Below are 23222 nucleotides of genomic sequence, written 5' to 3'. Positions count from 1 at the left end.
CAATGCTGACCAAACTCTTCCCCCATCCCGGCCTAACGGTGATGCTGCTCATCGTCTGGATCCTGATCCAGAACAGCCTGACGGCCGGTGGCTTCCTTCTCGGCCTCTTGCTGGCGACCGTCATCCCGGTGTTTACCGCACCGTTCTGGCCCGATCGCCCGCGCCTGCGCTTTGGCTGGGCGATGCTCGGTTATCTCGGGATCGTGCTCTACGATATTGTCGTGGCGAACTTCCATGTCGCCAAGCTCATTCTGTTCCGGCGCAACCGCGATCTGAATTCCCGCTGGATGACCATCCCGCTGGACCTGCGTTCGGCCGAAGCCATCACCGTGCTGGCCGGCACCATCAGCCTCACGCCCGGCACCGTCTCTGCAGACGTGTCGGCGGACGGGCGCTATCTGCTCGTCCACACGCTCGACACGGGCAATGTCGCGCACGAGATTGCCCATATCAAGGCGCGCTATGAGGCCCGGCTGCAGAGGATTTTCCGATGATCGCGCTCGCGCTGACCTTCGCCTTCGCCTGCATCGCGCTGGCCGTGCTGCTCAACCTCTACCGGCTGCTGCGCGGCCCCACGCGGTGCGACCGGATATTGGCGCTGGATACCATGGTGATTAACGCCATCGCGCTGATCGTGCTGTTTGGCATCTACGAAACCAGCACCACCTATTTCGAGGCGGCGCTACTCCTCGCAATGGTCGGCTTCGTCGGCACGGTGGCTTACTGCAAGTTCCTCCTGCGCGGCGACATTGTGGAGTAAGCCATGGCAGTGATCGCAGAAATCCTGATCGCCGCTCTCATCGTCCTCGGTGGCGCCTTCGCGCTGATCGGAAGCTGGGGCCTTGCCCGGTTGCCCAGCCTGATGACGCGGCTGCACGGCCCGACCAAGGCAACCACCCTCGGCGTCGGAAGCTGCCTCGTCGCATCCATGATCTACTTTCCGTTCCAGGACGGCACTTGGTCCGCCCACGAACTGCTCATCACTCTGTTCCTGTTCATCACGGCGCCGGTGTCCGCCAACCTCATTGCCAAGGCGCATCTGCACCGGCAGCGGACCAATACCGACGTGGAGCCAATGGACGGTGTACGGGATGCCTTGCCTGAGCCGGGCGGCGATACCGAATGGGCGACATTCGGCGTCGATCGGCCGGAGGGGCGCTAAACTGTGGGTTTCGCGGCATGAATCCTGATGACGACGAGAATCCCGGCGGCCTTGTCAATTGGCTGCGCGAGCGGCTGCATATCGTCATCGGCACGGGCGGTCTGATCGCCTGGCTGGTCATGCTGTGGCTGATGTTCGGCGACGTCCTTTGACTATCGATCCGGCGCGCCCCTAGCCCCGGGCGGCCAGTTGGTTTAGCATCGGGCCATGACAGGACTCTCACCGACCGAAATCGGGATCGTGGAGCATCTTAGGAGACGACAGGCGGACATGGCGACGCAAGTCGTCGACTGGGCGCAGGTCAACTCAGGCAGCCGCAATCTCGCCGGGCTGGAGCAGATGCGCCAGCATATCGCGGCCCGACTGACGGAGATTGCCGATACGGTCGCAACCGTTGCGCCAGAGCCCGCTGAAACGCTGGATGAGGCAGGCCGCACCGTTGCACTCGCCCATGGCGCCAATCTACTCGCCCGCAAGCGTGTCGCCTGCGCCCGCCGCATGATCCTCACCGGGCATATGGATACGGTCTTCCCGCCCGATCACCCCTTCCAGACCTGCCGCCTGATCGATGACGACCGCCTCAACGGCCCCGGCACCGCCGATATGAAAGGCGGGCTCCTCGTGATGATCGAGGCGCTGGCTGCGCTGGAGGCGGCGAATGCCATTCCCGATTTCGGCTGGGACGTGGTGGTCAATGCCGATGAGGAAGTGTCCTCGCTAGGGTCTGCAGCGCTGCTGCGCGAGACGGCGCGGCGCTGCCAGACCGGCATGACCTTCGAGCCTTCCGTCACGGTGGATGGCACGCTGGCGAGCGCCCGGCGGGGCAGCGGCAATTTCACCGTCGCTGTGACTGGCCGATCCGCCCATGCCGGCCGCAATCCATTGGACGGCCGCAATGCCGTGGTGGCCGCGGCCGATCTCGCGGTACGACTGGATTCGCTCAAGCACGAGATCGAGGGGCTTTCCGTCAATGTCGCGCGCCTGTCCGGCGGCGGCGCCAACAATGTTGTGCCCGATCGGGCGCTGCTGAGCTGGAACATGCGGCCCGTGGACCTGGCCGGCCAGCAGGCCGCCGAGCAGGCCATCGCCCTGATCATTGCGCAGGTCAGTGCGGATCATGGCGTGACGATCGCGCTCGCAGGCAGCTTTGCGCGACCGCCCAAGCCCTTCGACGCGAAGCATCAGGCGCTGTTCGGGCTGGTCCGGGAAACCGGCGCGGACCTGGGCCTCGCCATCGACTGGCAGCCAAGCGGCGGCGTTTGCGATGGCAACAACATCGCCGCCCAGAACGTTGCGGTGGTGGACACGATGGGCGTGCGCGGGGGTGCCATCCATACCGATGAGGAGTTCATGATTCTGAGTTCACTGAGCGAACGCTCCGCGCTGGCTGCCATCACCATGCTGCGGATCGCACAAGGACGGCTCGACCACGCCCTCAATTCCGCGCCGGATATGGCAGGGGCCGACCATGACTGACGGCTCTTTCAACGACTGGTTCGTCCGCCCTGCGACGACGACGGATATCGACGCCATCTACACGCTCGCCGGCCAGACCGGGCCGGGCTTCACCAATCTGCCCCATGATCGCGAGGCCCTGTTCGCACGCCTCGAACGATCCCAGCGCAGCTTTGAGGCGCAGTTGAGCCAGCCAGATGACGAGCTTTACATGTTCGCGCTGGAAGAAGCTGGCACCGGGCGGATCGGCGGAACGGCGCTCATCTTCTCCAGCGTCGGCACCAAGAAGCCCTTTTATTCCTACAAGCTCACCCGCCTCTCGCAGCACTCGCGCCAGCTCGACCGCATCGTCACGACGAGCGTGCTCAATCTGGTCAACGACTTTGCCGGCGCGAGCGAGGTCGGCGGCCTGTTTCTGGTGCCCGAACTGCGGCGCAGCGGGCTTGGCGTGCTGCTCGCGCGCAGCCGCTATCTGTTCATGGCGATGCACCGCACCCGCTTCGGCCAGCAGGTGCTCACCGAATTGCGGGGCTGGCAGGAGCCCGAAGGCGTCTCGCCATTTTGGGAAGGGCTGACCCGGCGCTTCTTCGACCTGGAGTTTGCCGATGCCGACCGCTTTCACGCCCTCAACGGCAACCAGTTCATCGCCGACCTGATGCCCAAACACCCGATCTACACCACGCTGCTGCCACCCGAGGCGCAGGCAGCTATCGGCAAGCCGCACGCGAGCGGCGCCGCAGCCATGAAGCTGCTCGCGGCCGAGGGCTTCCGCTATGATGGCTATGTCGACCTGTTCGACGCCGGGCCAACCATGCAGGCCGATGTCGATGATTTGCGGGCGGTGAAAGAAAGCCGCGAGGCGGCTGCCTTCAGCGATGCACCTCCATCTCAGACCCAGGCCCGCCCGATGTTGCTGGCCGCCGGAGATTTGCTCGATTTTCGCGCCTGGCGCGCCGCCGGACAGATCGATGCTGAAGCAGAGCGCCTGACCCTACCAGCGGATGCGATCGCGCTCGGCCGCCTGAGCGAGGGCGCAACGGCCCGTTATCTGACGACCGACTGACCGAACAGACCAAAGACGAAACGAGCGGAAGAGCATGACCGACCTGATTTCCACCGACCCGTGCACGGGAGACGTCGTCTGGCGGGGCGTTGCTGCGGATGCCGCTGCCGTCGATGCCGCCGTCGCGCAGGCCCGCGCCGCCCAACCGGGCTGGGAGCGCACACCGCTGACTGAGCGCATCGCCATCCTGCGCGCTTACGCCGCAGCGGTGAAAGCCCATGCCGATGACGTCGCGCGGGTGATCTCGCGCGAGACGGGAAAGCCTTTCTGGGAGACCGGGACCGAAGCGGCCAGCGTCGCTGCCAAGGTGGAGATTTCCATCGCTGCGCAGGCCGAGCGGGCGGGCCAGACGCTGCGGGATGGAGACGGGTTCGCTCTGGCGTTGCGCCATCGGCCCCATGGCGTGCTGGCGGTGCTCGGGCCTTATAATTTCCCGGCGCATCTGCCCAACGGGCACATCGTTCCGGCGCTGCTGGCGGGCAATGCCGTGGTCTTCAAGCCCAGCGAACTGGCGCCTGCGACGGCGGAACTGATGGGCCAGCTTTGGCGGGAGGCTGGCCTGCCCGACGGCGTGCTGCAGATCGTGCAGGGCGGCGGTGAGACCGGCAAGGCAGTGGCCGCGCATCCCGGTACGGATGGCCTGCTGTTCACCGGCAGTTCGAGCACCGGGAAGCTCCTCGCCCGCGCATTCGCCGACACGCCGGGCCGCATTCTCGCGCTGGAGATGGGCGGCAACAATCCGCTGCTCGCCTGGGAGATCGGCGAGGCCGACATGGACGCTGCCGTTGCGCTCATCGTCCAGTCCGGCTGGCTTTCCGCCGGACAACGCTGCACCTGCGCGCGCCGACTGATCGTGCAGGACGAGATCGCCGACGCGCTCATCGAGCGGGTCACGGCAACACTGGACAGGCTGATCGTCGGCGCGCCCTTCGACGATCCGCAGCCCTTCATGGGGCCGGTGGTGGATAATCGCGCCGCCGATCTGGTCGAGGCGCGCGTCGCGGATCTGCTTGCGTTGGGCGGGCGCCCGATCCGTCCGCTGGTCCGGAGGGACTCCGGCCTGCCCTTCCTCTCACCGGCGCTGATCGACATGACCGGCATCGAGACTGCCCCTGACGAGGAGATTTTCGGCCCGGTGGTCCAGCTCTGGCGCGAGACGCATTTCGACCGGGCCATCGCCCGCGCCAACGCCACGCGCTTTGGCCTGTCCGCCGCTATGCTGGGTGGGAGCCGGGCACAGTTCGAGCAGTTTCGCGCAGCCACGCGCGCCGGCGTCGTCAACTGGAACCGGCCCACCAACGGCGCCAGTTCCGCCATGCCCTTTGGCGGCATCGGCGACAGCGGCAACCTGCGCCCCAGCGCTTATTATGCGGCGGATTATTGCGCCTTCCCCGTCGCGGGCATGGAGGCCCCGGCGCTGGAGGGCGCGCTTTCCACCGGACTGCGCGCATGAGCACCGCGCCCGTCTTTCGCGAGGTCAATTTCGATGGGCTGATCGGCCCGACCCACAATTATGCGGGCCTCAGCCTCGGCAATCTGGCCGCCACGCTCCATGCCGGCGAGGTCTCCCAGCCCCGCAAGGCAGCCCTGCAAGGCATCGCCAAGATGCGCACGCTGCACGGGCTGGGACTGGGACAGGGCTTCTTCCTGCCGCACGATCGCCCGAACGCGGGCTGGCTGCGTCAATTCGGCTTCGACGGTTCGGATGCGCAGGTCTATGCCCGCGCATGGGCGGAAGAACCGCTGCTGTTCGCTCAAGCCACCAGCGCATCGGCGATGTGGGCAGCCAATGCGGCGACGGTCTCCCCTGCCCCGGATACGGCGGACGGGCGGACGCACTTCACCGTCGCCAATCTCGCGACCATGGCGCACCGCAGCCATGAATGGCCCGAAACGCTGCGGCAGTTGCGGCACATCTTCGCGGACGAACGCTATTTCGCGGTCCATGATCCGGTCCCCGCTCGCTTCGGCGATGAGGGCGCCGCGAACTTCATGCGGCTGGCCTCCCCCGTGAACGGCCCCGGCGTCGAGGTCATGGTCTATGGCGAACCGGGCGGGCGCTTTCCTGCCCGCCAATCGGCCGAAGCCTGCCGCGCGATCTTCCGTCGGCACGGCATTGAGGACGGCCTGACCGTACAGCAATCCGCCGACGCCATCGCAGCGGGCGCGTTCCACAATGATGTCGTGGCCGTCGCGCACGAAAACATCCTCTTCGCGCATGAACAAGCCTTTGCGGACAAGGCGGCCTTTTATGCCGCGCTGTCGCAGCGCTGCCCGGACCTGATCATCCTAGAGGTGCCGGCCAGCGAAGTCTCGCTGGAAGCCGCCATCGCCTCCTATTTGTTCAATTCCCAATTGGTGACACTGCCGGACGGGCAGCGAGCGCTGATTCTCCCGATGGAGTGCCAGGAAACCCCCGCCGTCAAAGCCTGGCTGGACAGCAATGTCGGCGCCAACGGCCCGATCCACACCTCCCATTTCGTCGATGTGCGCGAATCCATGCATAATGGCGGCGGCCCTGCCTGCCTGCGCCTGCGCGTGCTGCTCTCACGTGAGGCGGAACAGGCGGTTCACCCTGCCCATCTGCTCGACGAGCGCGGACTGGACCGCCTGGAGACGATCGTCGGCAATCACTGGCCCGAGCGCCTCGCCCCGTCCGATCTCGGCCTGCCCGACCTCTGGGCGCAGGCACAGGCGGCGCGGACGGCCTTGCGCCATGCATTGGAGCAAGCCCTGCCATGACCCGCTTCGTCGATCCTGCTGACATTCGCCTCGCCTTTTCGGAGGCGATGTCCGCGATGTACCGGGCCGAGGTGCCGCTTTACGGCACGCTGCTGGAGATCGTCGCCACGAGCAATGCCCGCCTGCTGCACAACAATCCCGCTCTGAACGAACGGCTCGCAGCGCAGGGCGAACTCGACCGGCTCAGTGCCGAGCGCCACGGCGCCATCCGGGTCGGCACGCCAGAAGAACTGCACCTCATGCGGCGGCTGTTCGCCGTGATGGGCATGGTGCCGGTCGGCTATTATGATCTCGGCGTGGCCGGTCTGCCGGTGCATTCGACAGCGTTTCGGCCGATTGACACGGCATCGCTGAACCGCTGCGCCTTCCGTATCTTCTGCTCGCTGCTGCGGCTCGAGCTGATCGAGGATGTTGCGTTGCGCGAACAGGCCCAGGCGCTGCTCGCCCGACGCAGCATCGTCACAGATGGCGCGCTGGCGCTGATCGACCGCTTCGAGCGGGAGGGCGGTCTGGGCACCGAAGAGGCAGAAGCCTTCGTGCTGGAGGCGTTGGAAACCTTCCGCTGGCATGGCGAAGCGCTGGTGGACCATGCAACCTATGAAGCCTTCAGTCGCGCGCACCGGCTGATCGCCGACATTGTGTGCTTCCGCGGTCCGCACATCAATCACCTGACGCCCCGCGCGCTCGACATCGATGCGGTTCAGGCCGAGATGATCGCGCGCGGCATCAAGGCCAAGGCCGTGATCGAAGGCCCGCCCCGCCGGTCTGTCCCGATCCTGCTGCGCCAGACGAGTTTTCAGGCGCTGGAGGAGGCCATCCTGTTCCGCGATGGCGATGAGAGCGTGGCCGGCGTCCACACCGCACGGTTCGGCGAGATCGAGCAGCGCGGGATTGCGCTGACGCCACATGGCCGCGCGCTTTACGATGCGATCCTCGCGGAAGCCGAGCAGGCCCGCGGCCTGGGCGGCAAAGGCTATGAAGCGCGCCTGGCAGAGATCTTCCAGCGCTTTCCCGACGATCTGGATGCGATCCGCGAACAGGGGCTGGCCTATTTCACTTATGCGCCGACGCCCAAGGCCGCTATGCTTCCTGCGGGACGCCAGCTGCCATCCGGCGCACCGGACGAGCTGGTTGCAGATGGCTGGCTGGAAGCGAGCCCGATCACCTATGAGGACTTCCTGCCGGTCAGTGCCGCCGGCATCTTTCGCTCCAATCTCGCCGATGCAGAGACTGGATCCCGCGCAGGCGCCTCATCGCAGGATGAGTTTGAGGCCGCGCTCGGCGTCCCGTGCCTTGACCCGTTCGGATTATATCTCGATCAGGAACAGGCCTCGCTCGAGATTCTGGGATAGGAGACTGGCGTTCACGCCGCAGCCGAATTCTCGCCGCTCAAAGCCCGAGCGCGGAGCATGAGGCGGCTCACAATGGCCTGATAGAATGCCCGATCCTCGGCGCTTGCCTCACTCCAGAGGCTGGCATCCCGCACCGAGGCCTCGCGATGGAGCGCCTTGTACACCACGGCACCGGCCTCGGTCGGTTGCAGGACGATATCGCGGCGACGGGTGGGCCTGAATCGCTCGATCAGCCCGCTCTCTTCCAGTGCCGAGACCGTCCGCCCGATCTGGCTCTTGTCCCGGCCCATCGCCTTGATCAGCTGCGCCATCGGCAGCGGCGCGTACAAGCCGATGAGCGCGAGAACCTGACCCTGAAAGTTCGACAGGCCGTGCATCCGCTGGCAGGAGAGCATCGCGCTGCGCTTGAGATAGGCGACCAGTCCGACCAGCTTGGGCGCGATGAGGTCCGGCGGCGGCTCGATCTTCTTGCCCTCCGGCCCGACAGGCCATGAGGGTGTGCCGGCCCCGCCCGGTGCCGCGCCGATGATCCCCGCCTCGACACTCAGGCAGCGCTCCTGATTGTAGATACGGGCCGCCTTTTGCGCCAACTGGTCGGTGAGCAGGCCGAAGCGCTCCAGTTCGTCGCGCCCCAGACCGCCTACCAGCTGGCCGTCACGGGCGCGGACGATGGCGCGGATCTTTTCGAAGAGCACCCGCCCCGCCGGGGAGAGGGTGAGCTTGGCGCGCAGCTTCTCGCGCACGATTAGCCCGTCCCGCTCCAAGGGCTTGATCGCGCGACTGACCTGCGCCTTTTCGTAGCCGGCAAAGCCGACGATGTCCTGAGAGGTCATGCCGCCGGAAAGCCCGAGCAGCAGCAGCAAATGGCGATGGATTTCTTTGTAACCCACCTCCGCCTCGAACAGCGGCAGGCCGCCCTCGCGGATCGCGCGCATGAGCAGCATGAGGCGCATCCCCAGAAGCCCGGCATCGAGCTGGGGGGGACCGATATCCGCCTCTTGCGTCACGATATTTTTGCTCCTCGCCCCTGGCATGCTGTCATCTGCATGATAAAGCCCATCGAACCCGATCAGGCAACCGGCGCGACGATATCGTGTGAGTCTTGCGACAGAGCTGTGATCGCGACGCGACAGGTCATCGACCGCTCAGGAGACACCATGCTCAGGATTTTCCGTTATATCGCCCTGGTGGAAGGCATCACGACCCTCGCGCTGTTCCTGATCGCGATGCCGCTCAAATATGGCTTCGACAATCCCGCGCTGATCCGTCCGGTCGGGATGACCCATGGCATCGCCTTCCTGCTCTACATCGGCGCGATGCTGTTCGTGCTGCCGGGCAAGGGCTTTGGTGTCATGGGCTGGCTGCGGACGACGCTGGCGGCATTCTTCCCGTTCGGCACCTTTCTCAACGATCCCTATCTCAAGCGGCAAGAGGCCGCCCTCACCCAAGGACGCGCACGCTCCGTCTAAGTCTGCGCGCCGAAGAGGCCGCGAAGATCAGGCCTTGAGGCGCTCGGCGTGCCAGCGGATATGCTCGGCCATGAAGGTCGAGATGAAATAATAGCTGTGGTCATAGCCGGGCTGCATGCGGATTGTCGCGGGCTGACTGGCCTTGGCACAGGCGGCTTCCAGCAGATGCGTGCGCAGCTCCTGCTCGAGGAAATTGTCCGCACCGCCCTGGTCGACCAGCAGGTCGGGCAGTCGCGCACCGCCTTCGATCAGCGCGACAGCATCATGCTGCGCCCAGGCCGATGCATCGTCACCCAAATAGCCGCCGAGCGCCTTCTGGCCCCAGGGCACCTGGCTCGGCGCAACGATGGGCGCCAAGGCGGAGACGGACCGGAAGCGCTCGGGATTGCGCAAAGCGATGGTCAGCGCGCCATGGCCGCCCATGCTGTGTCCGGTGATACCCTGCCGCGCCATATCGACCGGGAAATTTGCCGCGATCAGCGCCGGCAGTTCCTGCTCGATATAGCTCTTCATGCGATAATGGGTCGCGAACGGTGCCTGGGTTGCATCGACATAGAAGCCGGCGCCCAGGCCGAAATCATATTTGCCCTCCGCATCGTCGGGCACATCTTCGCCCCGCGGACTGGTGTCCGGCGCCACGAAGATAATCTTCTCCGCTGCGCAGGCCGCGCGATACTCGCCCTTTTCCATCACGTTCGCATGGGTGCAGGTGAGACCGGAGAGGTAGAAGAGCACGGGCAAGGTTTCGCCCGGCTCATGCTCGGGAACGAAGACGGCGAATGTCATCGCCGTCCCCGTCGCCGAAGATGTGTGCCGGTAGACGCCCTGGACGCCGCCATAGGCCTTGTTCGTCGAGAGCGTCTCCAGCGTCATCGATCAGGCGCCTTCAGGCAGCTGGCAGAAGACGCAGATCTTGTTGCCGGTCGGGTCGCGCAGATAGGCGCCATAGGCGTTGCCCGGCGCCTGCGGGCGCTTGCCCGGCTCGCCTTCGCTGGTGCCGCCATTGGCCACACCGGCCGCGTGGAACGCATCGACCTGATCCTTGTCGGCAGCGGCAAAGCCGATCGTGCCGCCATTGGCATGGGTCGCCGGCTCGCCGTTGATCGGCGAAATGATGCCGAAGGTGCCGCCATTGTGCGAATAGAAAGCGCGATCGCCGATGTTGTGGCCGGCGCCAGCGCCCAGTGCGCCGAGCACGGCGTCATAGAATTTCGCGCTCTGCGCGAGGTCCTTCGCGCCAACCATGATATGCGTAAACATTGTAACTCTCCTCTTGGTTACTCAAAATCCTGCGCGCACCGGAGCATCACTGGGGTTCGTCCCAAGCCGCGCAAAGCTTGTTGCCATCCGGATCGCGCAGATATGCGACCCAGATACCTCCCCCGGTGGCGGGCGAAATCCGGTTCTCCGGCTCTCCCTCGCACGCCTGGCCGCCATGCGCCAGGCCGGCTGCATGCCAGGCCTTCACCGCCTCCGGTGTGGGCGCCAGAAAGCCGACGGTCCCGCCATTGGCATGGGAGGCCGGTTGGCCATCGATGGGGTGGCCAACGATGAACAGACCGCCACCATCCCGATAGAGAAGCCGCCTCTTCGCATCGGCCTGCGCCGGCGCGATGCCCATCGCCGCGAACGTCGCATCATAGAAGATGCGCGCCCGCTCGATGTCGTTGGTGCCGAGAACCAGATGCCTGAACATGGGTGCCGCTCCCGAGCGCAACCGCCGCCCTGCGGACCTTAGAACACCACCACGGAGCGGATGCTCTTGCCGGCATGCATCAGGTCGAAGGCGGTGTTGATCTCTTCAAGGCCCATGACGTGGGTGATCATCGGATCGATCTCGATCTTGCCGGTCATGTACATGTCGACGATCTTGGGCACGTCCGTGCGGCCCTTGGCGCCGCCGAACGCGGTGCCGCGCCAGTTGCGGCCGGTAACGAGCTGGAATGGCCGCGTGGCGATCTCCTTGCCCGCTTCCGCCACGCCGATGATGATGCTGGTGCCCCAGCCGCGATGGCAGGCTTCCAGCGCCGTGCGCATCACTTCGGTGTTACCGGTCGCGTCGAAGGTATAGTCCGCGCCGCCGTCGGTCATCGCCACGATCTTCGCTACCACATCCTCGCGGCTCATGCCCTTGGAATTGAGGAAGTCGGTCATGCCGAACTTGCGGCCCCATTCCTCGCGATCCGGGTTGATGTCGACGCCGATGATCTTGTTGGCGCCAGCCAGGCGCGCGCCCTGGATGACGTTGAGGCCGATGCCGCCGAGGCCAAAGATCACGACATTGTCGCCGACCTGAACCTTGGCGGTATTGATGACCGCGCCCACGCCGGTCGTCACCCCGCAGCCGATGTAGCAGCTCGTCTTGAACGGCGCGTCTTCGCGGATCTTGGCGACCGCGATCTCGGGCAGAACGGTGAAGTTCGAGAAGGTCGAGCAGCCCATATAATGGTAGATCGGCTGGCCCTTGTAGGAAAAGCGCGTCGTGCCGTCCGGCATCAGGCCCTTGCCCTGCGTCGCGCGGATCGCGGTGCACAGGTTGGTCTTGCCCGAGAGGCAGGACTTACACTGGCGGCATTCCGGCGTGTAGAGCGGGATGACATGGTCGCCCGGCACCACGGAAGTGACGCCCGCGCCGACCTCGCGCACGATGCCCGCGCCTTCATGGCCGAGCACGCTGGGGAAGATGCCTTCGCTGTCGAGGCCGTCGAGCGTGTACGCGTCGGTATGGCAGATGCCCGTCGCCATGATCTCGACTAGAACTTCGCCCGCCTTGGGCCCTTCCAGATCCAGCTCGACGATCTCCAGCGGCTTCTTTGCCTCAAATGCTACCGCAGCCCGCGTTTTCATGCCCCATCTCTCCAGCAAGGAACGGCGCTCACGCGCCAGTTGCCGCTTGTTGGAACCTGAGACTGATTCTTGCAACCCCGCCCAAGCCGGTCGAACGCTTATTTCGCGCGGCACAGGGCCAGCAGGCCGGCCTCCCCGGCGCCGAGGCTGAGCAGCGCGCAGAGCAGGATTGCGAGGGCGGCAAGCGTCCGCACGCCGGGCTTGCGGGCCAGCCCGGCCAGCATCGTAGCGCCGCCCTGCACCGCCAGCAGCGCCGGCAGTGTGCCGATGCCAAAGCCCGCCATGACCAGCAGACCGCCGGTGAGCGACCCGGCAAAGGCCGCATATAGCAACGCACCGTAGACCATTCCGCACGGCATCATGCCCCAGCCAAAGCCGGTGGCGATCATGCGCAGGCGCGGCGGCAGCATCGATCGCGCCGCGCCTGCGACGGAAGCCGGCACATGCACCTGTCCCCGGATCGCGTGCCCGACCACAGCGGGGCTCGGCATGAGACCCAGCATCGAGAAGCCGACCCAAGCGAGGCTCATCGCCGCCGCCCAGCGCAGGAGCAGATGGCCGAGTGTCGCATCCAGCCCGCCCAGCGCCAGTGCACCAAGCGCGCCCGCCGCGCCGCCCATCACCATATAGGCACCGATGCGACCGGCATGGAGCCGCGCTGCGAAGACCGCAGGATGATCGCCCTCCGCCCGCGCCTGACCAAGCAGCAGCGCGATGCCGCCGCACATGCCCACGCAATGCAGGCTGGAGGCAAAGCCGAGCAGAAATCCGCCGCCGAAGGTCCACGGATCGGCCATCGCTCAGATCGCGCTGCTGAACCGCTGCTGGGACAGGGCGCGATGGCGGTCGAAGAGCACCGCGACGGCGCGTCCATAAGGCCGCCCCTCTTCGGTGATGCGCAGGCTATTGCCCTCCAGCGTAGCGAGGCCGCGCTCCAGGAAAGGCGCAAGTCCGGCACGCAGGTCCGTCCGGTGCAGATCGGTGCCGACGTTAGCGGCCCGGCCACAGAGCAGATCCTCGATGATCGCGCCGCGCCGCTGATCATCCGCGTCGCGCAGGATGCCGCGCTCGCCGGTCAGGCGGCCGGCGCCGGCGCGCATCCGGTAGCGGCCGCTATTCTTGTCATTCTGCACGATGAGATGCGGAAACTGGCCGATGGCCGTCGCGCCGATGCCGATCAGCACATCGGCCCGATCCTCGGTGAAGCCCTGAAAATTGCGGCGCAGCGTGCCCTGCAGCTGCGCCTTGGCGAGATCGTCATGGGGCAGCGCGAAATGATCGAAGCCCACCGGCACATAGCCAGCCGCAACGAGCTGATCATGCCCCAGCGCCGCCATGGCGAAACGCTCGGCCTGATCAGGCAGATGGGTGGCATCGATCCGCTTCTGGCGGGGCAGCATATGCGGCACATGCGCATAGCCGAACAGGGCGATCCGGTCTGGACGCATGGCGATGGCCTCGTCCAGCGTCTGCTCGAGCAACGCGCGATCCTGCCCCGGCAGGCCGTACATCAGATCGAAATTGATGGACCGCACGCCGTTGCTGCGCAGGCGATCAACCGCGCTGACGATGAGATCGCGCGGCTGGACCCGCCCGATTGCGGCCTGGATGGCGGGATCGAAAGTCTGCACGCCAAGGCTGGCGCGTTTGGTGCCGGAGACGCCCAGCGTCATCGCCCAGCGCTGGTCGAACCCGCGCGGATCGATCTCGACCGAGAGCACCGGCGCGCCGCAGTTGAAGGCCAGCATCATCTCATCGACCAGCCGGGCAAACTCCAGCGGCGGAATGGCATTGGGGCTGCCGCCACCAAAGGCGATGCGCTCGACGCGGGCGCGTCCGCCGAGGCGCTGTGCGACAGTGCGAATTTCGGCATGAAGCGCATCAAGATAGCTGGTCAGCCGCTGCGCCTTGTTGGAGCGCCCGGTGTTGCACCCGCAATACCAGCAGATCTCCTCGCAAAAGGGGATGTGCACATAAAGCGAGACGGGTTGCCCCGGCTGCACCGCATCCAGCGCATGGCCGAGATAGGCCTCCCCCACCCGGTCCGTGAATTCGGCCGCCGTCGGATAGCTGGTGTAGCGCGGCACCGGCCGGGCGAGCAGATCGGGATAATAGGACCACATGGAAATGGCTCTACTTTGTCGAGCGTTGGCTGCCCTTGACCTCGATCAAGCCAAGTCTTGCGCTGGGTCAATGAGCGGCGCCCACCCCAATCCTAATGAGCGATGCAGGTTCAGGGAAAGAAAGGAAAGAACCCATGAATGCTCGTTTACTCAGCTGTGTCGCCGGTCTTGCGATGCTCGCTGCCCCCGGGGTCGCGCAGGCGCAGCAAGGCAAGGTGCAGGTCAAGCTGATGGCAACCGGCGTACTGCCGAATGGCAAGATCGACACGGTGAAATCCGCCACGGTGACGCTGCCCGCCGGCACGGACACCGCCGCCAGCGACAATTGGGTGCCGACCGCCGCAATCGAATATTTCCTGAGCGATGCCGTCTCGGTAGAGACGATCTGCTGCATGACCGCGCACCATGTGGATGGCGCGGGCGCGATCAAGGGCGTCAACCGGCTGCTCGATGACATCAAGATCGTGCCGGCGACGGTGACGCTCAAATATCACCTCAACGCCGGCCCCATCAAACCCTATATCGGCGCCGGGCCGAGCTACTTCTGGGTGTTGGACTCCAAGGTGGGCGCGGGCGGCACCGCCGCGCTGGGCGCCGCGAGCGCCAAGCTCAAGAGCAAGGTTGGCTTCGCGCTGCAGGCCGGCGTCGACATTCCGGTCAATGATACGGGCCTTGGCATCTCCTTCGACGCCAAGCGCTACTTCGTCCGGCCGACTGCCGAATTCTACAATGCCTCCGGCGCCACCGTGCTGGCAACGCGGCACGAACTCGATCCCTGGGTCGTCAGCGGCGGCGTCAGCTACCGCTTCTAAGCCCAGTTACCGGCACGCGCCGGCAAGGCGGGTCTGCTCCTCCCTCTCCCGGAGCAGGCCCGTTTTTTTGTGGTTAAATCCCGACCGTTCGTGCTGAGTAGGGTCTGAGGTGCGCCGCAGGCGCATATCGAAGAGCCGTATCGAAGCATCGCAGCGCAGGGGCCAATCCTTCTATACGCCGCTTCGACAAGCTCAGCAGCTACTCAGGACGAACGGCGTTCACTGTCCGTAATGCCACAGGGTCGCGAAGACGCCGGCTTATCCTGATCCTCGATCAGAATGCGCATGGCGGCGCCATCCGGATCGTCGAACTGGCCATTGCGCAACGACCACATGAAGGCGACGAGGCCAGTCAGACCAAGCAGCAGGGCGACCGGGATGAGGAAGATCAATCCGTTCATCTGACGGCCCAACGCAACCGGAGGGAGTTCGCCACCACGATGAGTGAACTGCTCGACATCGCGACGGCGGCGATCAGCGGGGTGACATAGCCGGCAATCGCCAGCGGAACAGCGAGCGCATTATAGCCGATCGCCAGACCGATATTCTGCCGGACAATGCGCATGGTAGCGCGCGAGGCCCGCACCGACCTGGGGATGCCGGAGAGGCTATCGCCCAGAAACACGATGTCCGCCGCCTGCTGGCCGACATCGCTCGCCGAGCCGGGCGCCATGGAGATATGAGCAGCAGCGAGTGCCGGGCCGTCGTTCAGTCCGTCGCCGACCATCAACGGCTTGTGCCCAGCCTCGGCCAGCGATTGCAGCCGCGCCAGCTTGTCGGCCGGGCTCATCCCGCCTTGTGCCGGCACGCCGAGCTGATCGGCCAGCGACTGGACCGCCTCCTCCCGGTCGCCCGACATGATCGCCGGCGGCAGTCCGAGGCTGCGCAGGTCCGCCAGCGCCCGCGCCGCATCCGGGCGCAGCGCGTCGGCGAAGCGGATGACGTGGCGGCGGCCGGGGCCAAGATCCAGCGCGACAGCCATGGTCGGATCATCACTTGCGCCGGTCTTATCGCTCAGTTCCTGCGGCGTCGGCTTGCCCATCGCGACCGGTTGCCCCTGCCAGAGCGCGCGCACGCCCTCGCCCGGAATATCCTCGATGTCAGTGAGAGCCGCCGGGCCGACATGTTCACCGCCCAGCGCCTGCCGAAGCGCCACCGCGAGGGGATGGCGGCTGGTCATGGCCAGAGCGCGAGCGATGCTGCGCTCCTCTTCATCCAGCACTTCCACGCCGAAGGCACGCGGACGGCCGAGCGTGAGGGTGCCGGTCTTGTCGAACAGCGCCTGATCGGCCTGCGCGAGGCGCTCCAGCGCACTGCCGTCCTTCACCAGCAGCCCCGCCCGCATCATCGCCCCGCAGACCACCACCTGCGCCACCGGCACGGCGAGGCCCAGCGCGCAGGGGCAAGTGATGATGAGCACGGCGATGGCGACCAGCAGCGACTGGTGCCAACCCGCCCCGGCAATCATCCAGCCGGCGAAGGTGATGGCGGCGAGCAGATGGACCACCGGTGCATAAAGCCGCGAGCATTTGTCGGCGAGGCGGACATAGCGGGACTTGGCCTGGCCGGCGCCTTCCATCAACCGGGCGATTTCGGCAATCGCCCGGCCCTCACCCACCGCGCTCACGCGCAGGGTCACCGGGCCGTCGAGATTGAGCGTGCCGGCGGTCGCCATGTCGCCTGCGCGCAGCGCCACCGGCGCGCTTTCCCCGGTCAGCAAGGAGAGATCGAACCGGCTGGTGCCCTGCTCGATCACCCCATCTGCTGCGAGGCGCTCGCCGGCCGCCACCAGAACGCGGTCGCCCACGGCCAGCGCGTCGGCGGCCACCCACTGGCTCGCACCATCTTCCGCCAGCCTCATCGCACCGGGCGCGGTGCGGCGGACGAGCGCTTCGGCACCACTCGCGGCGCGCGCGCGCATCATCTCGTCCAGCACGCGGCCCGCGAGCAGGAAGGTGAGCAGCATCAACGCGCCATCGAACCACGCGTGGCGCCCACCGATGATCGTCTCGTAAAGGCTCATCGAGGTTGCGAGAATGACGCCGATGGAGATCGGCACGTCCATGTTGGTGGTTCCCGCTCGCAACGCCCTGAAGGCCGAGCGGAAGAAGGGCTGCCCCGCATAGCTGACCGCCGGGATGGCGATCAGCGCCGAAATCCAGTGGAACAGCGCGCGCGCGCTGCCATCCGCCCCGGACCAGACCGAGACCGAGAGCAGCATGACATTCATCGCTGCGAAGGCCGCAACAGCAAGGGCGCGAATGAGCTTGCGCAGCGTCTGGCTGCGCTCATGTGCCGCCGCACTGTGCAGCGGCTGCGCCTCGAAGCCGATCGCATCGAAGGCTTGCAGCAGGTCCGGCTCGGCCAGATCGGCGGCATGTGCGACGATTACCGTCTTGGCCGAGAAGTTCACGCGGGCGGCGTGGACTCCCGGCTGCAATGGCAACAGCCGCTCGATCTTGGAAATGCAGCCGGCGCAATGCATGTCCGGCACGGCGAGGCGGGTTTCCACCGCATCCGCCGACCAATCGGGCCTTGGCGCCACATAGGTCATGACAGATCGACCACCCGGTTGATCTCCCGCCCGTGGGCGCGGGCCCGCACATGGACGATCCAGCGGCCTTGCGGCAAAGGCTGCAGGCTCTCATACACGCCATCGCCGAGCGCCCGGAACTGCAGCGCGATATCCGGCTTGCGGCCAAGCGGGTGACGGGCGGTGGCGGTCAGCGCCACATCGTTCATCGGCGTATTCGCACTGCGCAGCGTCGCGCTCAGCCGTGTCTCCGCAGTCCGATTCAGCGTGAGCGCCCAGCCCAGCGCGTTTTCGGCGCGAGCCTGCGCCAGCCATTTGTTGAACTCCTGACTGGCGACATAGCTGTTCTGCACCACCAGCCCGCCAAAGGTGGAGCTGGCGAGGAAGGCCATGGTGAAATTGACCGCCATGACCACGCCGAAAAAGCTGACGAGAATGACGGTAATGTGCCGTCCGGTGAACTTGCGGGTCATTGGCCTTCCTCCGGGCGAACAAAGCTCTCATCATCCTGCGCAGCCTCTTTCTGTTCATCGAGCGTGCGCAGTGTGAAGGCGAAGTCCTGGCGGGCAAAGCCCTGCGCCGGCGCAACCACATGCACACGTTCCTTGAGCACCTGATCGGGCGGCACGTCGATTTGCAGGGTCCGGCTCGCCTGATCGCGGGTCTGGCCCTCGCGCCACATCAGCGCGCCGTCCAGCCCATCGAGGCCGATGGCCATCGGGCGCGCGCGGCTCTGCATGTTGCGCACCTTGATCAGATAGCTGTTGCGGATCGACCCGTCGGACAGACGGACATAGACCGGATTGCGCTCCGCATTGGCCGCGATGTCGATGCGCGAACGCACGCCCAGCGCGAACAGCATGGCAAGGCCAATGCTCGCCCAGATCGCGAAATAGGCAATTGTGCGCGGACGGAAGAGGCGCTTGCGCACGGGCGCCGGCGCCTCGCCCTTCATTTCGGCCTCGCAGTCGATCTCCGTGGCGTAGTCGATCAAGCCGCGCGGGCGGCCGATCTGCGCCATCACCTTGTCACAGGCATCGATGCACAAGGCGCAGGTGATGCACCCGATCTGCGGTCCCTCGCGAATGTCGATCCCGGTCGGGCAGACCTGCACGCATTGCAGACAGTCGATGCAGTCGCCGGTCGGCAGCCCTTCATCCTGCGCCTTCTTCAGCCCCTTGGTGCGGGGCTCGCCGCGCCAGTGCTTGTAGGTGACGATGAGCGATTTCTCATCTGTCATCGCGGTCTGGATGCGCGGCCAGGGGCACATGTAGATGCACACCTGCTCGCGCATGAAGCCGCCGAAGATGAAGGTCGTCATGGTCAGCACGAAGGTGGTGCCATAGGCGACGAACGGCGCCTGCCCGGTCCAGAACTGGTGTTGCAGCGTCGGCGCATCGGCAAAGTAGAAGATCCACGCGCCGCCGGTTAGGAACGAGATGACCAGCCAGACCGCCCATTTGCGCAGCCGCTTCCAGACCTTCGTCGGGGTCCAGGGCGCTTTCTCCAGCCTGATCTGCGCGTTGCGATCCCCATCGAGGAAGCGCTCGACATGCTGGAACAGATCGGTCCAGACCGTCTGCGGGCAGACATAGCCGCACCAGGCGCGGCCGACGGCGGAGGTCACCAGAAACAGACCGACGCCCGCCATGATGAGCAGGCCGGCGACATAATAGAATTCGTGCGGCCAGATCTCGATGCCGAACATGAAGAAGCGGCGATTGGCGAGATCGACCAGCACCGCCTGATTGGGCGCGTGCGGCCCGCGATCCCAGCGGATCCAGGGCGTGGCCCAATAGATCGTCAGGGTGACGGCCATCACCAGCCACTTGAAGCGGCGGAACGGCCCATCGACCTGCTTGGGGAAGACCGACTTGCGCTTGGCGTAGAGGCTTTCCGCTGGCGCGGTAACATCATTCACGGGGGACATGGCAGCGTCCGTTGTTGGCGTCTTCGGCATCAGATTGCCTCCGATCGATCTTCGCTTAGGCGCAGTCGGCTCAAACGACATTGAGCAGGATCAACGAAATGAGCGGCAGCCGGCCCCTCCCCCGACGCGCGGAGGAAGGGCCGGCTGCGCCTTATGGTGTTGCGGCGTTGGCCTGCGCCTCCGGTGCCCCGGCAGCCTCAGCGGCAATCTGCGCTGCGACCGGCGTCGCCTCGCCACCGCCAAGGCCGTGGACGTAGACGGCCAGCATGCGGATCGTCGCCTTGTCGAGCGCATGGCCCCAGGCGGGCATCACACCCCGACGGCTGTTCGTCACGGTCTGGGTCAGCGTGTCTCGATCGCCGCCATAGAGCCAGATCGGGTCGGTCAGGTTCGGCGCACCGAATTCACGCAGTCCCTTGCCCGCCGGGCCGTGGCAAACCGCGCAATTCTGCTGGAACAGCACGTCGCCACGCCGTGAGGAAGCGCTGGCCTTCTCCTGCCCGCTGATCACGCGGACATGGCTCACTACATCCTGAACCTGCGTGCCGGTGAGAATGCCGTCCTTGCCGAAGGCGGGCATCAGGCTCGTGCGAGTCTGCGGCTCATCCGGGTTCCGCACGCCATGAGTGATCGTATATTCGATCGATTGCAGGTCGCCGCCCCACAGCCAGTCGTCATCCACCAGATTCGGGTAACCCTTGGCGCCGGCAGCGCCCGAACCATGGCACTGCACGCAATGCACCTTGAACGCGGCTGCACCACCCTGCATCGCCGCTTCCATGAGCTTTGGCTGGGCGACCAGCTTCTCGATGGGCGTGGCAGCGATAGCCGAGAGGATCGGCGTGCGGCGCGCGGTCTCGGCATCCATCACCTGCTGGAGCTGCCCGCGGCTGGACCAGCCGAACAGCCCCTTGCTGGCTTCATGCGCGAAGGGAATAGCGGGATAAACCACCACATAGCCGATCGCGAACACCATCGTTGCGTAGAAAGTCCAGACCCACCAGCGCGGCATGGGGGTATCGAGCTCCTCGATCCCGTCCCATTCATGGCCGACGGTCTGGGTGCCGGTCGGCGCGTCGATGCGTTTCTTCTCAGCCATGGTTGTTCTTCCTGTCATGGGCTGCAGCCTCGCCATCTTCGGCGAAGATCAGGTGCGCGGCGTCCTGGTTGCTCCGGCGCGAGCCGGGACGGAACGCCCATGCGCACAGGCCGAAATAGAGCACCACCATTGCCGAAAGCCCGTAGCTGTCCGCGAAATGGCGCAGATCGTTATAGCTCATCGCTCCACCTCCTGCGGGGCGGCGCTGTCCAGATCGACCAGCGTGCCGAGCATCTGGAGATAGGCGACGAGTGCGTCCATCTCGGTCAGCTTGGACGGGTTTCCGTCGAAATCGCGGGCCTGCGCCTTGGGGTAGCGCTTGAGGAGATCGGCGGTGTCGGCCTCGGGATCGGCCTGCGCCAGCAGATCGGCATTCGCCTTCTCGATGTCCTCATCGCTATAGGGCACGCCCACCCGGCGCTGCGCCGTGAGATGGGCCGTCATGTCGCCCGCTTTCAGCTCACGTTTGGTGAGGAAGGCATAGGTCGGCATGATCGATTCCGGCACCACGCTGCGCGGATCGATGAGGTGCTGGACGTGCCACTCATCCGAGTAGCGCTTGCCGACGCGCGCCAGGTCCGGCCCGGTCCGCTTGGAGCCCCACTGGAATGGGTGATCATACATGCTCTCGGCGGCGAGGCTGTAATGGCCGTAGCGCTCCACCTCGTCGCGGAACGGACGGATCATCTGCGAGTGGCAGTTGTAGCAGCCCTCCCGCATGTAGATGTTCCGGCCCGCCAGCTCCAGCGGCGTGTAGGGACGCATTCCCTCCACCTTCTCGATCGTGTTGTCGATCCAGAAGAGCGGTGCGATCTCCACGATCCCGCCCACGGTAACCGCGGCGAAGGCAGCGACGGCAAGGAGCGTGACGTTGCGCTCCAGCTTCTTGTGCTTCTGTGCAAAGCTCGACATGGTTTTCCGTCCTTATTCCGCGGGAACCGCAGCAGGTTTGTGAGTGATCGGCCGGTCCTTCGCGGCGTCATAGGCAGCGTCGCTCATCGGCGCTTCGACGCGCTGGTGGCCGAGGATGGTGCGCCACACATTGATGGTCATGCACACCGCGCCCGAGAGGTAAAGCAGTCCGCCAAAGGCGCGCAGTACGTACATCGGGAACATCGCACGGACGGTGTCCGAGAAGGCGTAGACAAGGTAACCGTCCGCGCCATATTCCCGCCACATCAGGCCCTGCATGATGCCAGCGACCCACATCGCCGAGGCGTAGAAGACGATGCCGACGGTCGCGAGCCAGAAGTGCCAGTTGACCATGCGCAGCGAGTAGAGCCGGTTGCGGCCCCACAGCCGCGGCGTAAGATAGTAGATCGCCGCGAAGGTGATCATGCCGTTCCAGCCAAGCGCGCCCGAGTGAACGTGGCCGATGGTCCAGTCCGTATAGTGCGAGAGGCTGTTCACGCTCTTGATCGAGAGCATCGGCCCCTCGAAGGTGCTCATGCCGTAGAAGGCGAGCGCCATCACCATCATGCGGATGATCGGATCAGTGCGGACCTTGTCCCATGCCCCGTTCAGCGTCATCAGGCCGTTGATCATGCCGCCCCAGCTCGGCATCCACAGCATGACCGAGAAGACCATGCCCAGCGTCTGCGCCCAGTCGGGCAGCGCGGTGTAGTGGAGGTGGTGTGGGCCGGCCCAGATGTAGAGGAAGATCAGCGACCAGAAGTGGATGATCGACAGGCGATAGCTGTAGATCGGCCGCTCGGCCTGCTTGGGCACGAAATAGTACATCATCGCCAGGAAGCCGGCGGTGAGGAAGAAGCCCACGGCGTTATGGCCGTACCACCACTGGGTCAGCGCATCCTGCACGCCAGCAAAGGCGCTATAGCTCTTGGAGCCCAGCAGGCTGACCGGCATCGACAGGTTGTTGACGATGTGGAGCATCGCGATGGTGAGGATGAAGCTCAGGTAAAACCAGTTCGCCACATAGATATGCGGCTCGCTGCGCTTGACGATCGTCCCGACGAAGACCGCGAGATAGGCGACCCAAACGATGGTGAGCCACAGGTCGACATACCATTCGGGCTCGGCATATTCCTTCGCCTCGGTGATGCCGAGGAGATAGCCGGTCGCGGCGAGCACGATGAAGAGCTGGTAGCCCCAGAAGACGAAGCGCGCGAGCGAGGGGAAGGCAAGCCGGGCGCGGCAGGTGCGCTGCACTACATAAAAGCTGGTCGCGATCAGGGCATTGCCACCGAAGGCAAAGATCACTGCCGAGGTGTGCAGCGGCCGCAAGCGCCCGAAGCTGGTATATTCCAGCCCCAGGTTGAGCGCCGGGAAGGCAAGCTGCAAGGCAATGTAGAGCCCGGCGAGAAAACCGGCCATGCCCCAGAACACCGTGGCGATAACGCCCCAGCGCACCGGATCGTCATCATAATGCCCCTGATCGGGCATGCGCAAAATGCCGCGCGCCATCCCGCCCCAATCGGCGGAGCGAAGCGTCCCCATCATGGCGAGCAGCGCCGCGAGCGACGCAATGACCATGTGGATGGCAAATCCGGAATCCACGGCGAGCGCGGAGGCGAGCATCGCGAGAATGGCGAGCAGGAGCCAGCCTCCCGCCTTCATTGTTAGACCGGTCATAGAAACCCCTTGAGCAGCACAGTCCTGGGACTGTGCTGTCGCT

At 65.5% G+C, this 23222-nt stretch carries 26 protein-coding genes; 11 read left to right on the top strand and 15 right to left on the bottom strand.

Features of this window, described 5'->3' with window-relative positions; all coding sequences use genetic code 11:
- Nucleotides 1–2: 2 nt before the first annotated feature.
- The 9 genes from M2336_RS11120 to M2336_RS11080 are packed head-to-tail and all read left to right on the top strand — an operon-like array spanning nt 3 to nt 7774.
- Nucleotides 3–494: a Na+/H+ antiporter subunit E gene (locus M2336_RS11120; protein ID WP_264572577.1), complete on the top strand. Its 492-nt coding sequence runs from the start codon at nt 3–5 to the stop codon at nt 492–494.
- Complete coding sequence (locus M2336_RS11115) at nt 491–760, top strand: K+/H+ antiporter subunit F (RefSeq protein WP_264570039.1); 270 nt, start codon at nt 491–493, stop codon at nt 758–760. The genes M2336_RS11120 and M2336_RS11115 overlap by 4 nt, the downstream gene beginning before the upstream one ends.
- A 3-nt stretch (nt 761–763) precedes the next feature.
- A complete protein-coding gene (locus M2336_RS11110; protein ID WP_264572576.1) occupies nt 764–1162 on the top strand; it encodes a Na+/H+ antiporter subunit G in 399 nt (132 codons plus the stop codon).
- A gap of 17 nt (nt 1163–1179) precedes the next feature.
- Nucleotides 1180–1314, top strand: coding sequence for a hypothetical protein (locus M2336_RS11105; protein ID WP_264572575.1), 135 nt, complete (start codon nt 1180–1182; stop codon nt 1312–1314).
- 55 nt (nt 1315–1369) lie between these two features.
- Nucleotides 1370–2638: a hydrolase gene (locus tag M2336_RS11100; RefSeq protein WP_264592993.1), complete on the top strand. Its 1269-nt coding sequence runs from the start codon at nt 1370–1372 to the stop codon at nt 2636–2638.
- Nucleotides 2631–3680, top strand: a complete 1050-nt coding sequence (locus M2336_RS11095) for an arginine N-succinyltransferase (RefSeq protein ID WP_264572573.1) — start codon at nt 2631–2633, stop codon at nt 3678–3680. Before M2336_RS11100 ends, M2336_RS11095 begins: the two co-directional genes overlap by 8 nt.
- A gap of 34 nt (nt 3681–3714) precedes the next feature.
- Complete coding sequence (gene astD, locus M2336_RS11090; protein WP_264572572.1) at nt 3715–5133, top strand: succinylglutamate-semialdehyde dehydrogenase; 1419 nt, start codon at nt 3715–3717, stop codon at nt 5131–5133.
- On the top strand, nt 5130–6422 hold the full coding sequence (locus M2336_RS11085; RefSeq protein ID WP_264572571.1) for an N-succinylarginine dihydrolase: 1293 nt from the start codon (nt 5130–5132) through the stop codon (nt 6420–6422). Before astD ends, M2336_RS11085 begins: the two co-directional genes overlap by 4 nt.
- Complete coding sequence (locus M2336_RS11080; RefSeq protein WP_264572570.1) at nt 6419–7774, top strand: VOC family protein; 1356 nt, start codon at nt 6419–6421, stop codon at nt 7772–7774. The genes M2336_RS11085 and M2336_RS11080 overlap by 4 nt, the downstream gene beginning before the upstream one ends.
- A gap of 11 nt (nt 7775–7785) precedes the next feature.
- Here M2336_RS11080 and M2336_RS11075 read toward each other — a convergent pair whose 3' ends face one another.
- Nucleotides 7786–8781 carry a MarR family transcriptional regulator gene (locus tag M2336_RS11075; protein ID WP_264572569.1) on the bottom strand — a complete coding sequence of 332 codons (996 nt, stop codon included), beginning with the start codon at nt 8779–8781 and terminating at the stop codon, nt 7786–7788.
- A 150-nt stretch (nt 8782–8931) separates the two neighbouring features.
- On the opposite strand from M2336_RS11075, the gene M2336_RS11070 reads away from it, so the two are divergent.
- Nucleotides 8932–9243, top strand: a complete 312-nt coding sequence (locus M2336_RS11070) for a DUF3817 domain-containing protein (RefSeq protein WP_264572568.1) — start codon at nt 8932–8934, stop codon at nt 9241–9243.
- 27 nt (nt 9244–9270) lie between these two features.
- Here the strand turns inward: M2336_RS11070 and fghA are convergent, their stop codons facing one another.
- The 6 genes from fghA to hemN all read right to left on the bottom strand — a co-directional run bounded on the left by fghA (nt 9271) and on the right by hemN (nt 14213).
- Complete coding sequence (gene fghA / locus M2336_RS11065; protein ID WP_264572567.1) at nt 9271–10116, bottom strand: S-formylglutathione hydrolase; 846 nt, start codon at nt 10114–10116, stop codon at nt 9271–9273.
- A 3-nt stretch (nt 10117–10119) separates the two neighbouring features.
- Nucleotides 10120–10503: a VOC family protein gene (locus M2336_RS11060; protein WP_181559349.1), complete on the bottom strand. Its 384-nt coding sequence runs from the start codon at nt 10501–10503 to the stop codon at nt 10120–10122.
- A gap of 46 nt (nt 10504–10549) precedes the next feature.
- Nucleotides 10550–10939, bottom strand: a complete 390-nt coding sequence (locus M2336_RS11055; RefSeq protein ID WP_264572566.1) for a VOC family protein — start codon at nt 10937–10939, stop codon at nt 10550–10552.
- Nucleotides 10940–10977: 38 nt separating this feature from the next.
- The gene (locus M2336_RS11050) at nt 10978–12090 is read right to left on the bottom strand and encodes an S-(hydroxymethyl)glutathione dehydrogenase/class III alcohol dehydrogenase (protein ID WP_264570027.1); all 1113 of its coding nucleotides are present in this window, start codon (nt 12088–12090) and stop codon (nt 10978–10980) included.
- Nucleotides 12091–12188: 98 nt separating this feature from the next.
- Nucleotides 12189–12887, bottom strand: a complete 699-nt coding sequence (locus tag M2336_RS11045) for a sulfite exporter TauE/SafE family protein (RefSeq protein WP_264572565.1) — start codon at nt 12885–12887, stop codon at nt 12189–12191.
- A 3-nt stretch (nt 12888–12890) separates the two neighbouring features.
- The gene (hemN, locus tag M2336_RS11040; protein ID WP_264572564.1) at nt 12891–14213 is read right to left on the bottom strand and encodes an oxygen-independent coproporphyrinogen III oxidase; all 1323 of its coding nucleotides are present in this window, start codon (nt 14211–14213) and stop codon (nt 12891–12893) included.
- A 134-nt stretch (nt 14214–14347) separates the two neighbouring features.
- On the opposite strand from hemN, the gene M2336_RS11035 reads away from it, so the two are divergent.
- Nucleotides 14348–15025: an OmpW/AlkL family protein gene (locus M2336_RS11035; protein WP_264572563.1), complete on the top strand. Its 678-nt coding sequence runs from the start codon at nt 14348–14350 to the stop codon at nt 15023–15025.
- Between the two features lie 203 nt (nt 15026–15228).
- Here the strand turns inward: M2336_RS11035 and ccoS are convergent, their stop codons facing one another.
- From ccoS to ccoN, 8 genes are all read right to left on the bottom strand, one after another.
- Nucleotides 15229–15426, bottom strand: a complete 198-nt coding sequence (gene ccoS / locus M2336_RS11030) for a cbb3-type cytochrome oxidase assembly protein CcoS (RefSeq protein WP_264572562.1) — start codon at nt 15424–15426, stop codon at nt 15229–15231.
- Complete coding sequence (locus tag M2336_RS11025; protein WP_264572561.1) at nt 15423–17579, bottom strand: heavy metal translocating P-type ATPase; 2157 nt, start codon at nt 17577–17579, stop codon at nt 15423–15425. The genes ccoS and M2336_RS11025 overlap by 4 nt, the downstream gene beginning before the upstream one ends.
- Nucleotides 17576–18031 carry a FixH family protein gene (locus tag M2336_RS11020; RefSeq protein WP_264592992.1) on the bottom strand — a complete coding sequence of 152 codons (456 nt, stop codon included), beginning with the start codon at nt 18029–18031 and terminating at the stop codon, nt 17576–17578. Before M2336_RS11020 ends, M2336_RS11025 begins: the two co-directional genes overlap by 4 nt.
- The gene (ccoG, locus tag M2336_RS11015; protein ID WP_264574859.1) at nt 18028–19488 is read right to left on the bottom strand and encodes a cytochrome c oxidase accessory protein CcoG; all 1461 of its coding nucleotides are present in this window, start codon (nt 19486–19488) and stop codon (nt 18028–18030) included. Before ccoG ends, M2336_RS11020 begins: the two co-directional genes overlap by 4 nt.
- 151 nt (nt 19489–19639) lie before the next feature.
- Nucleotides 19640–20587, bottom strand: a complete 948-nt coding sequence (gene ccoP / locus M2336_RS11010) for a cytochrome-c oxidase, cbb3-type subunit III (RefSeq protein WP_264572559.1) — start codon at nt 20585–20587, stop codon at nt 19640–19642.
- A complete protein-coding gene (locus M2336_RS11005) occupies nt 20580–20768 on the bottom strand; it encodes a cbb3-type cytochrome oxidase subunit 3 (protein ID WP_181559338.1) in 189 nt (62 codons plus the stop codon). Before M2336_RS11005 ends, ccoP begins: the two co-directional genes overlap by 8 nt.
- Complete coding sequence (ccoO, locus tag M2336_RS11000) at nt 20765–21499, bottom strand: cytochrome-c oxidase, cbb3-type subunit II (protein ID WP_264570018.1); 735 nt, start codon at nt 21497–21499, stop codon at nt 20765–20767. Before ccoO ends, M2336_RS11005 begins: the two co-directional genes overlap by 4 nt.
- 12 nt (nt 21500–21511) lie before the next feature.
- On the bottom strand, nt 21512–23179 hold the full coding sequence (gene ccoN / locus M2336_RS10995) for a cytochrome-c oxidase, cbb3-type subunit I (RefSeq protein WP_264572558.1): 1668 nt from the start codon (nt 23177–23179) through the stop codon (nt 21512–21514).
- Nucleotides 23180–23222 lie beyond the last annotated feature (43 nt).

The sequence above is a fragment of the Sphingobium sp. B1D7B genome, assembly GCF_025961965.1.
Classification (GTDB): Bacteria; Pseudomonadota; Alphaproteobacteria; order Sphingomonadales; family Sphingomonadaceae; genus Sphingobium.
Note: the sequence above shows the minus strand (reverse complement) of the source record. Positions and strands in the feature narration are given on the sequence as shown.

Excerpts from the sequence above, each read along its gene's own strand:
- M2336_RS11080 (WP_264572570.1), top strand. The coding sequence starts at position 6,419 with ATGACCCGCTTCGTCGATCCTGCTGACATTCGCCTCGCCTTTTCGGAG.
- M2336_RS11060 (WP_181559349.1), bottom strand. The coding sequence starts at position 10,503 with ATGTTTACGCATATCATGGTTGGCGCGAAGGACCTCGCGCAGAGCGCG.
- M2336_RS11025 (WP_264572561.1), bottom strand. The coding sequence starts at position 17,579 with ATGACCTATGTGGCGCCAAGGCCCGATTGGTCGGCGGATGCGGTGGAA.
- ccoP (WP_264572559.1), bottom strand. The coding sequence starts at position 20,587 with ATGGCTGAGAAGAAACGCATCGACGCGCCGACCGGCACCCAGACCGTC.
- M2336_RS11005 (WP_181559338.1), bottom strand. The coding sequence starts at position 20,768 with ATGAGCTATAACGATCTGCGCCATTTCGCGGACAGCTACGGGCTTTCG.
- M2336_RS11105 (WP_264572575.1), top strand. The coding sequence starts at position 1,180 with ATGAATCCTGATGACGACGAGAATCCCGGCGGCCTTGTCAATTGGCTG.
- M2336_RS11050 (WP_264570027.1), bottom strand. The coding sequence starts at position 12,090 with ATGAAAACGCGGGCTGCGGTAGCATTTGAGGCAAAGAAGCCGCTGGAG.
- astD (WP_264572572.1), top strand. The coding sequence starts at position 3,715 with ATGACCGACCTGATTTCCACCGACCCGTGCACGGGAGACGTCGTCTGG.
- M2336_RS11110 (WP_264572576.1), top strand. The coding sequence starts at position 764 with ATGGCAGTGATCGCAGAAATCCTGATCGCCGCTCTCATCGTCCTCGGT.
- M2336_RS11055 (WP_264572566.1), bottom strand. The coding sequence starts at position 10,939 with ATGTTCAGGCATCTGGTTCTCGGCACCAACGACATCGAGCGGGCGCGC.
- ccoO (WP_264570018.1), bottom strand. The coding sequence starts at position 21,499 with ATGTCGAGCTTTGCACAGAAGCACAAGAAGCTGGAGCGCAACGTCACG.
- ccoG (WP_264574859.1), bottom strand. The coding sequence starts at position 19,488 with ATGTCCCCCGTGAATGATGTTACCGCGCCAGCGGAAAGCCTCTACGCC.
- M2336_RS11045 (WP_264572565.1), bottom strand. The coding sequence starts at position 12,887 with ATGGCCGATCCGTGGACCTTCGGCGGCGGATTTCTGCTCGGCTTTGCC.
- M2336_RS11085 (WP_264572571.1), top strand. The coding sequence starts at position 5,130 with ATGAGCACCGCGCCCGTCTTTCGCGAGGTCAATTTCGATGGGCTGATC.
- M2336_RS11115 (WP_264570039.1), top strand. The coding sequence starts at position 491 with ATGATCGCGCTCGCGCTGACCTTCGCCTTCGCCTGCATCGCGCTGGCC.
- M2336_RS11095 (WP_264572573.1), top strand. The coding sequence starts at position 2,631 with ATGACTGACGGCTCTTTCAACGACTGGTTCGTCCGCCCTGCGACGACG.
- ccoN (WP_264572558.1), bottom strand. The coding sequence starts at position 23,179 with ATGACCGGTCTAACAATGAAGGCGGGAGGCTGGCTCCTGCTCGCCATT.
- ccoS (WP_264572562.1), bottom strand. The coding sequence starts at position 15,426 with ATGAACGGATTGATCTTCCTCATCCCGGTCGCCCTGCTGCTTGGTCTG.
- M2336_RS11070 (WP_264572568.1), top strand. The coding sequence starts at position 8,932 with ATGCTCAGGATTTTCCGTTATATCGCCCTGGTGGAAGGCATCACGACC.
- M2336_RS11120 (WP_264572577.1), top strand. The coding sequence starts at position 3 with ATGCTGACCAAACTCTTCCCCCATCCCGGCCTAACGGTGATGCTGCTC.
- M2336_RS11100 (WP_264592993.1), top strand. The coding sequence starts at position 1,370 with ATGACAGGACTCTCACCGACCGAAATCGGGATCGTGGAGCATCTTAGG.
- hemN (WP_264572564.1), bottom strand. The coding sequence starts at position 14,213 with ATGTGGTCCTATTATCCCGATCTGCTCGCCCGGCCGGTGCCGCGCTAC.
- M2336_RS11020 (WP_264592992.1), bottom strand. The coding sequence starts at position 18,031 with ATGACCCGCAAGTTCACCGGACGGCACATTACCGTCATTCTCGTCAGC.
- M2336_RS11035 (WP_264572563.1), top strand. The coding sequence starts at position 14,348 with ATGAATGCTCGTTTACTCAGCTGTGTCGCCGGTCTTGCGATGCTCGCT.
- fghA (WP_264572567.1), bottom strand. The coding sequence starts at position 10,116 with ATGACGCTGGAGACGCTCTCGACGAACAAGGCCTATGGCGGCGTCCAG.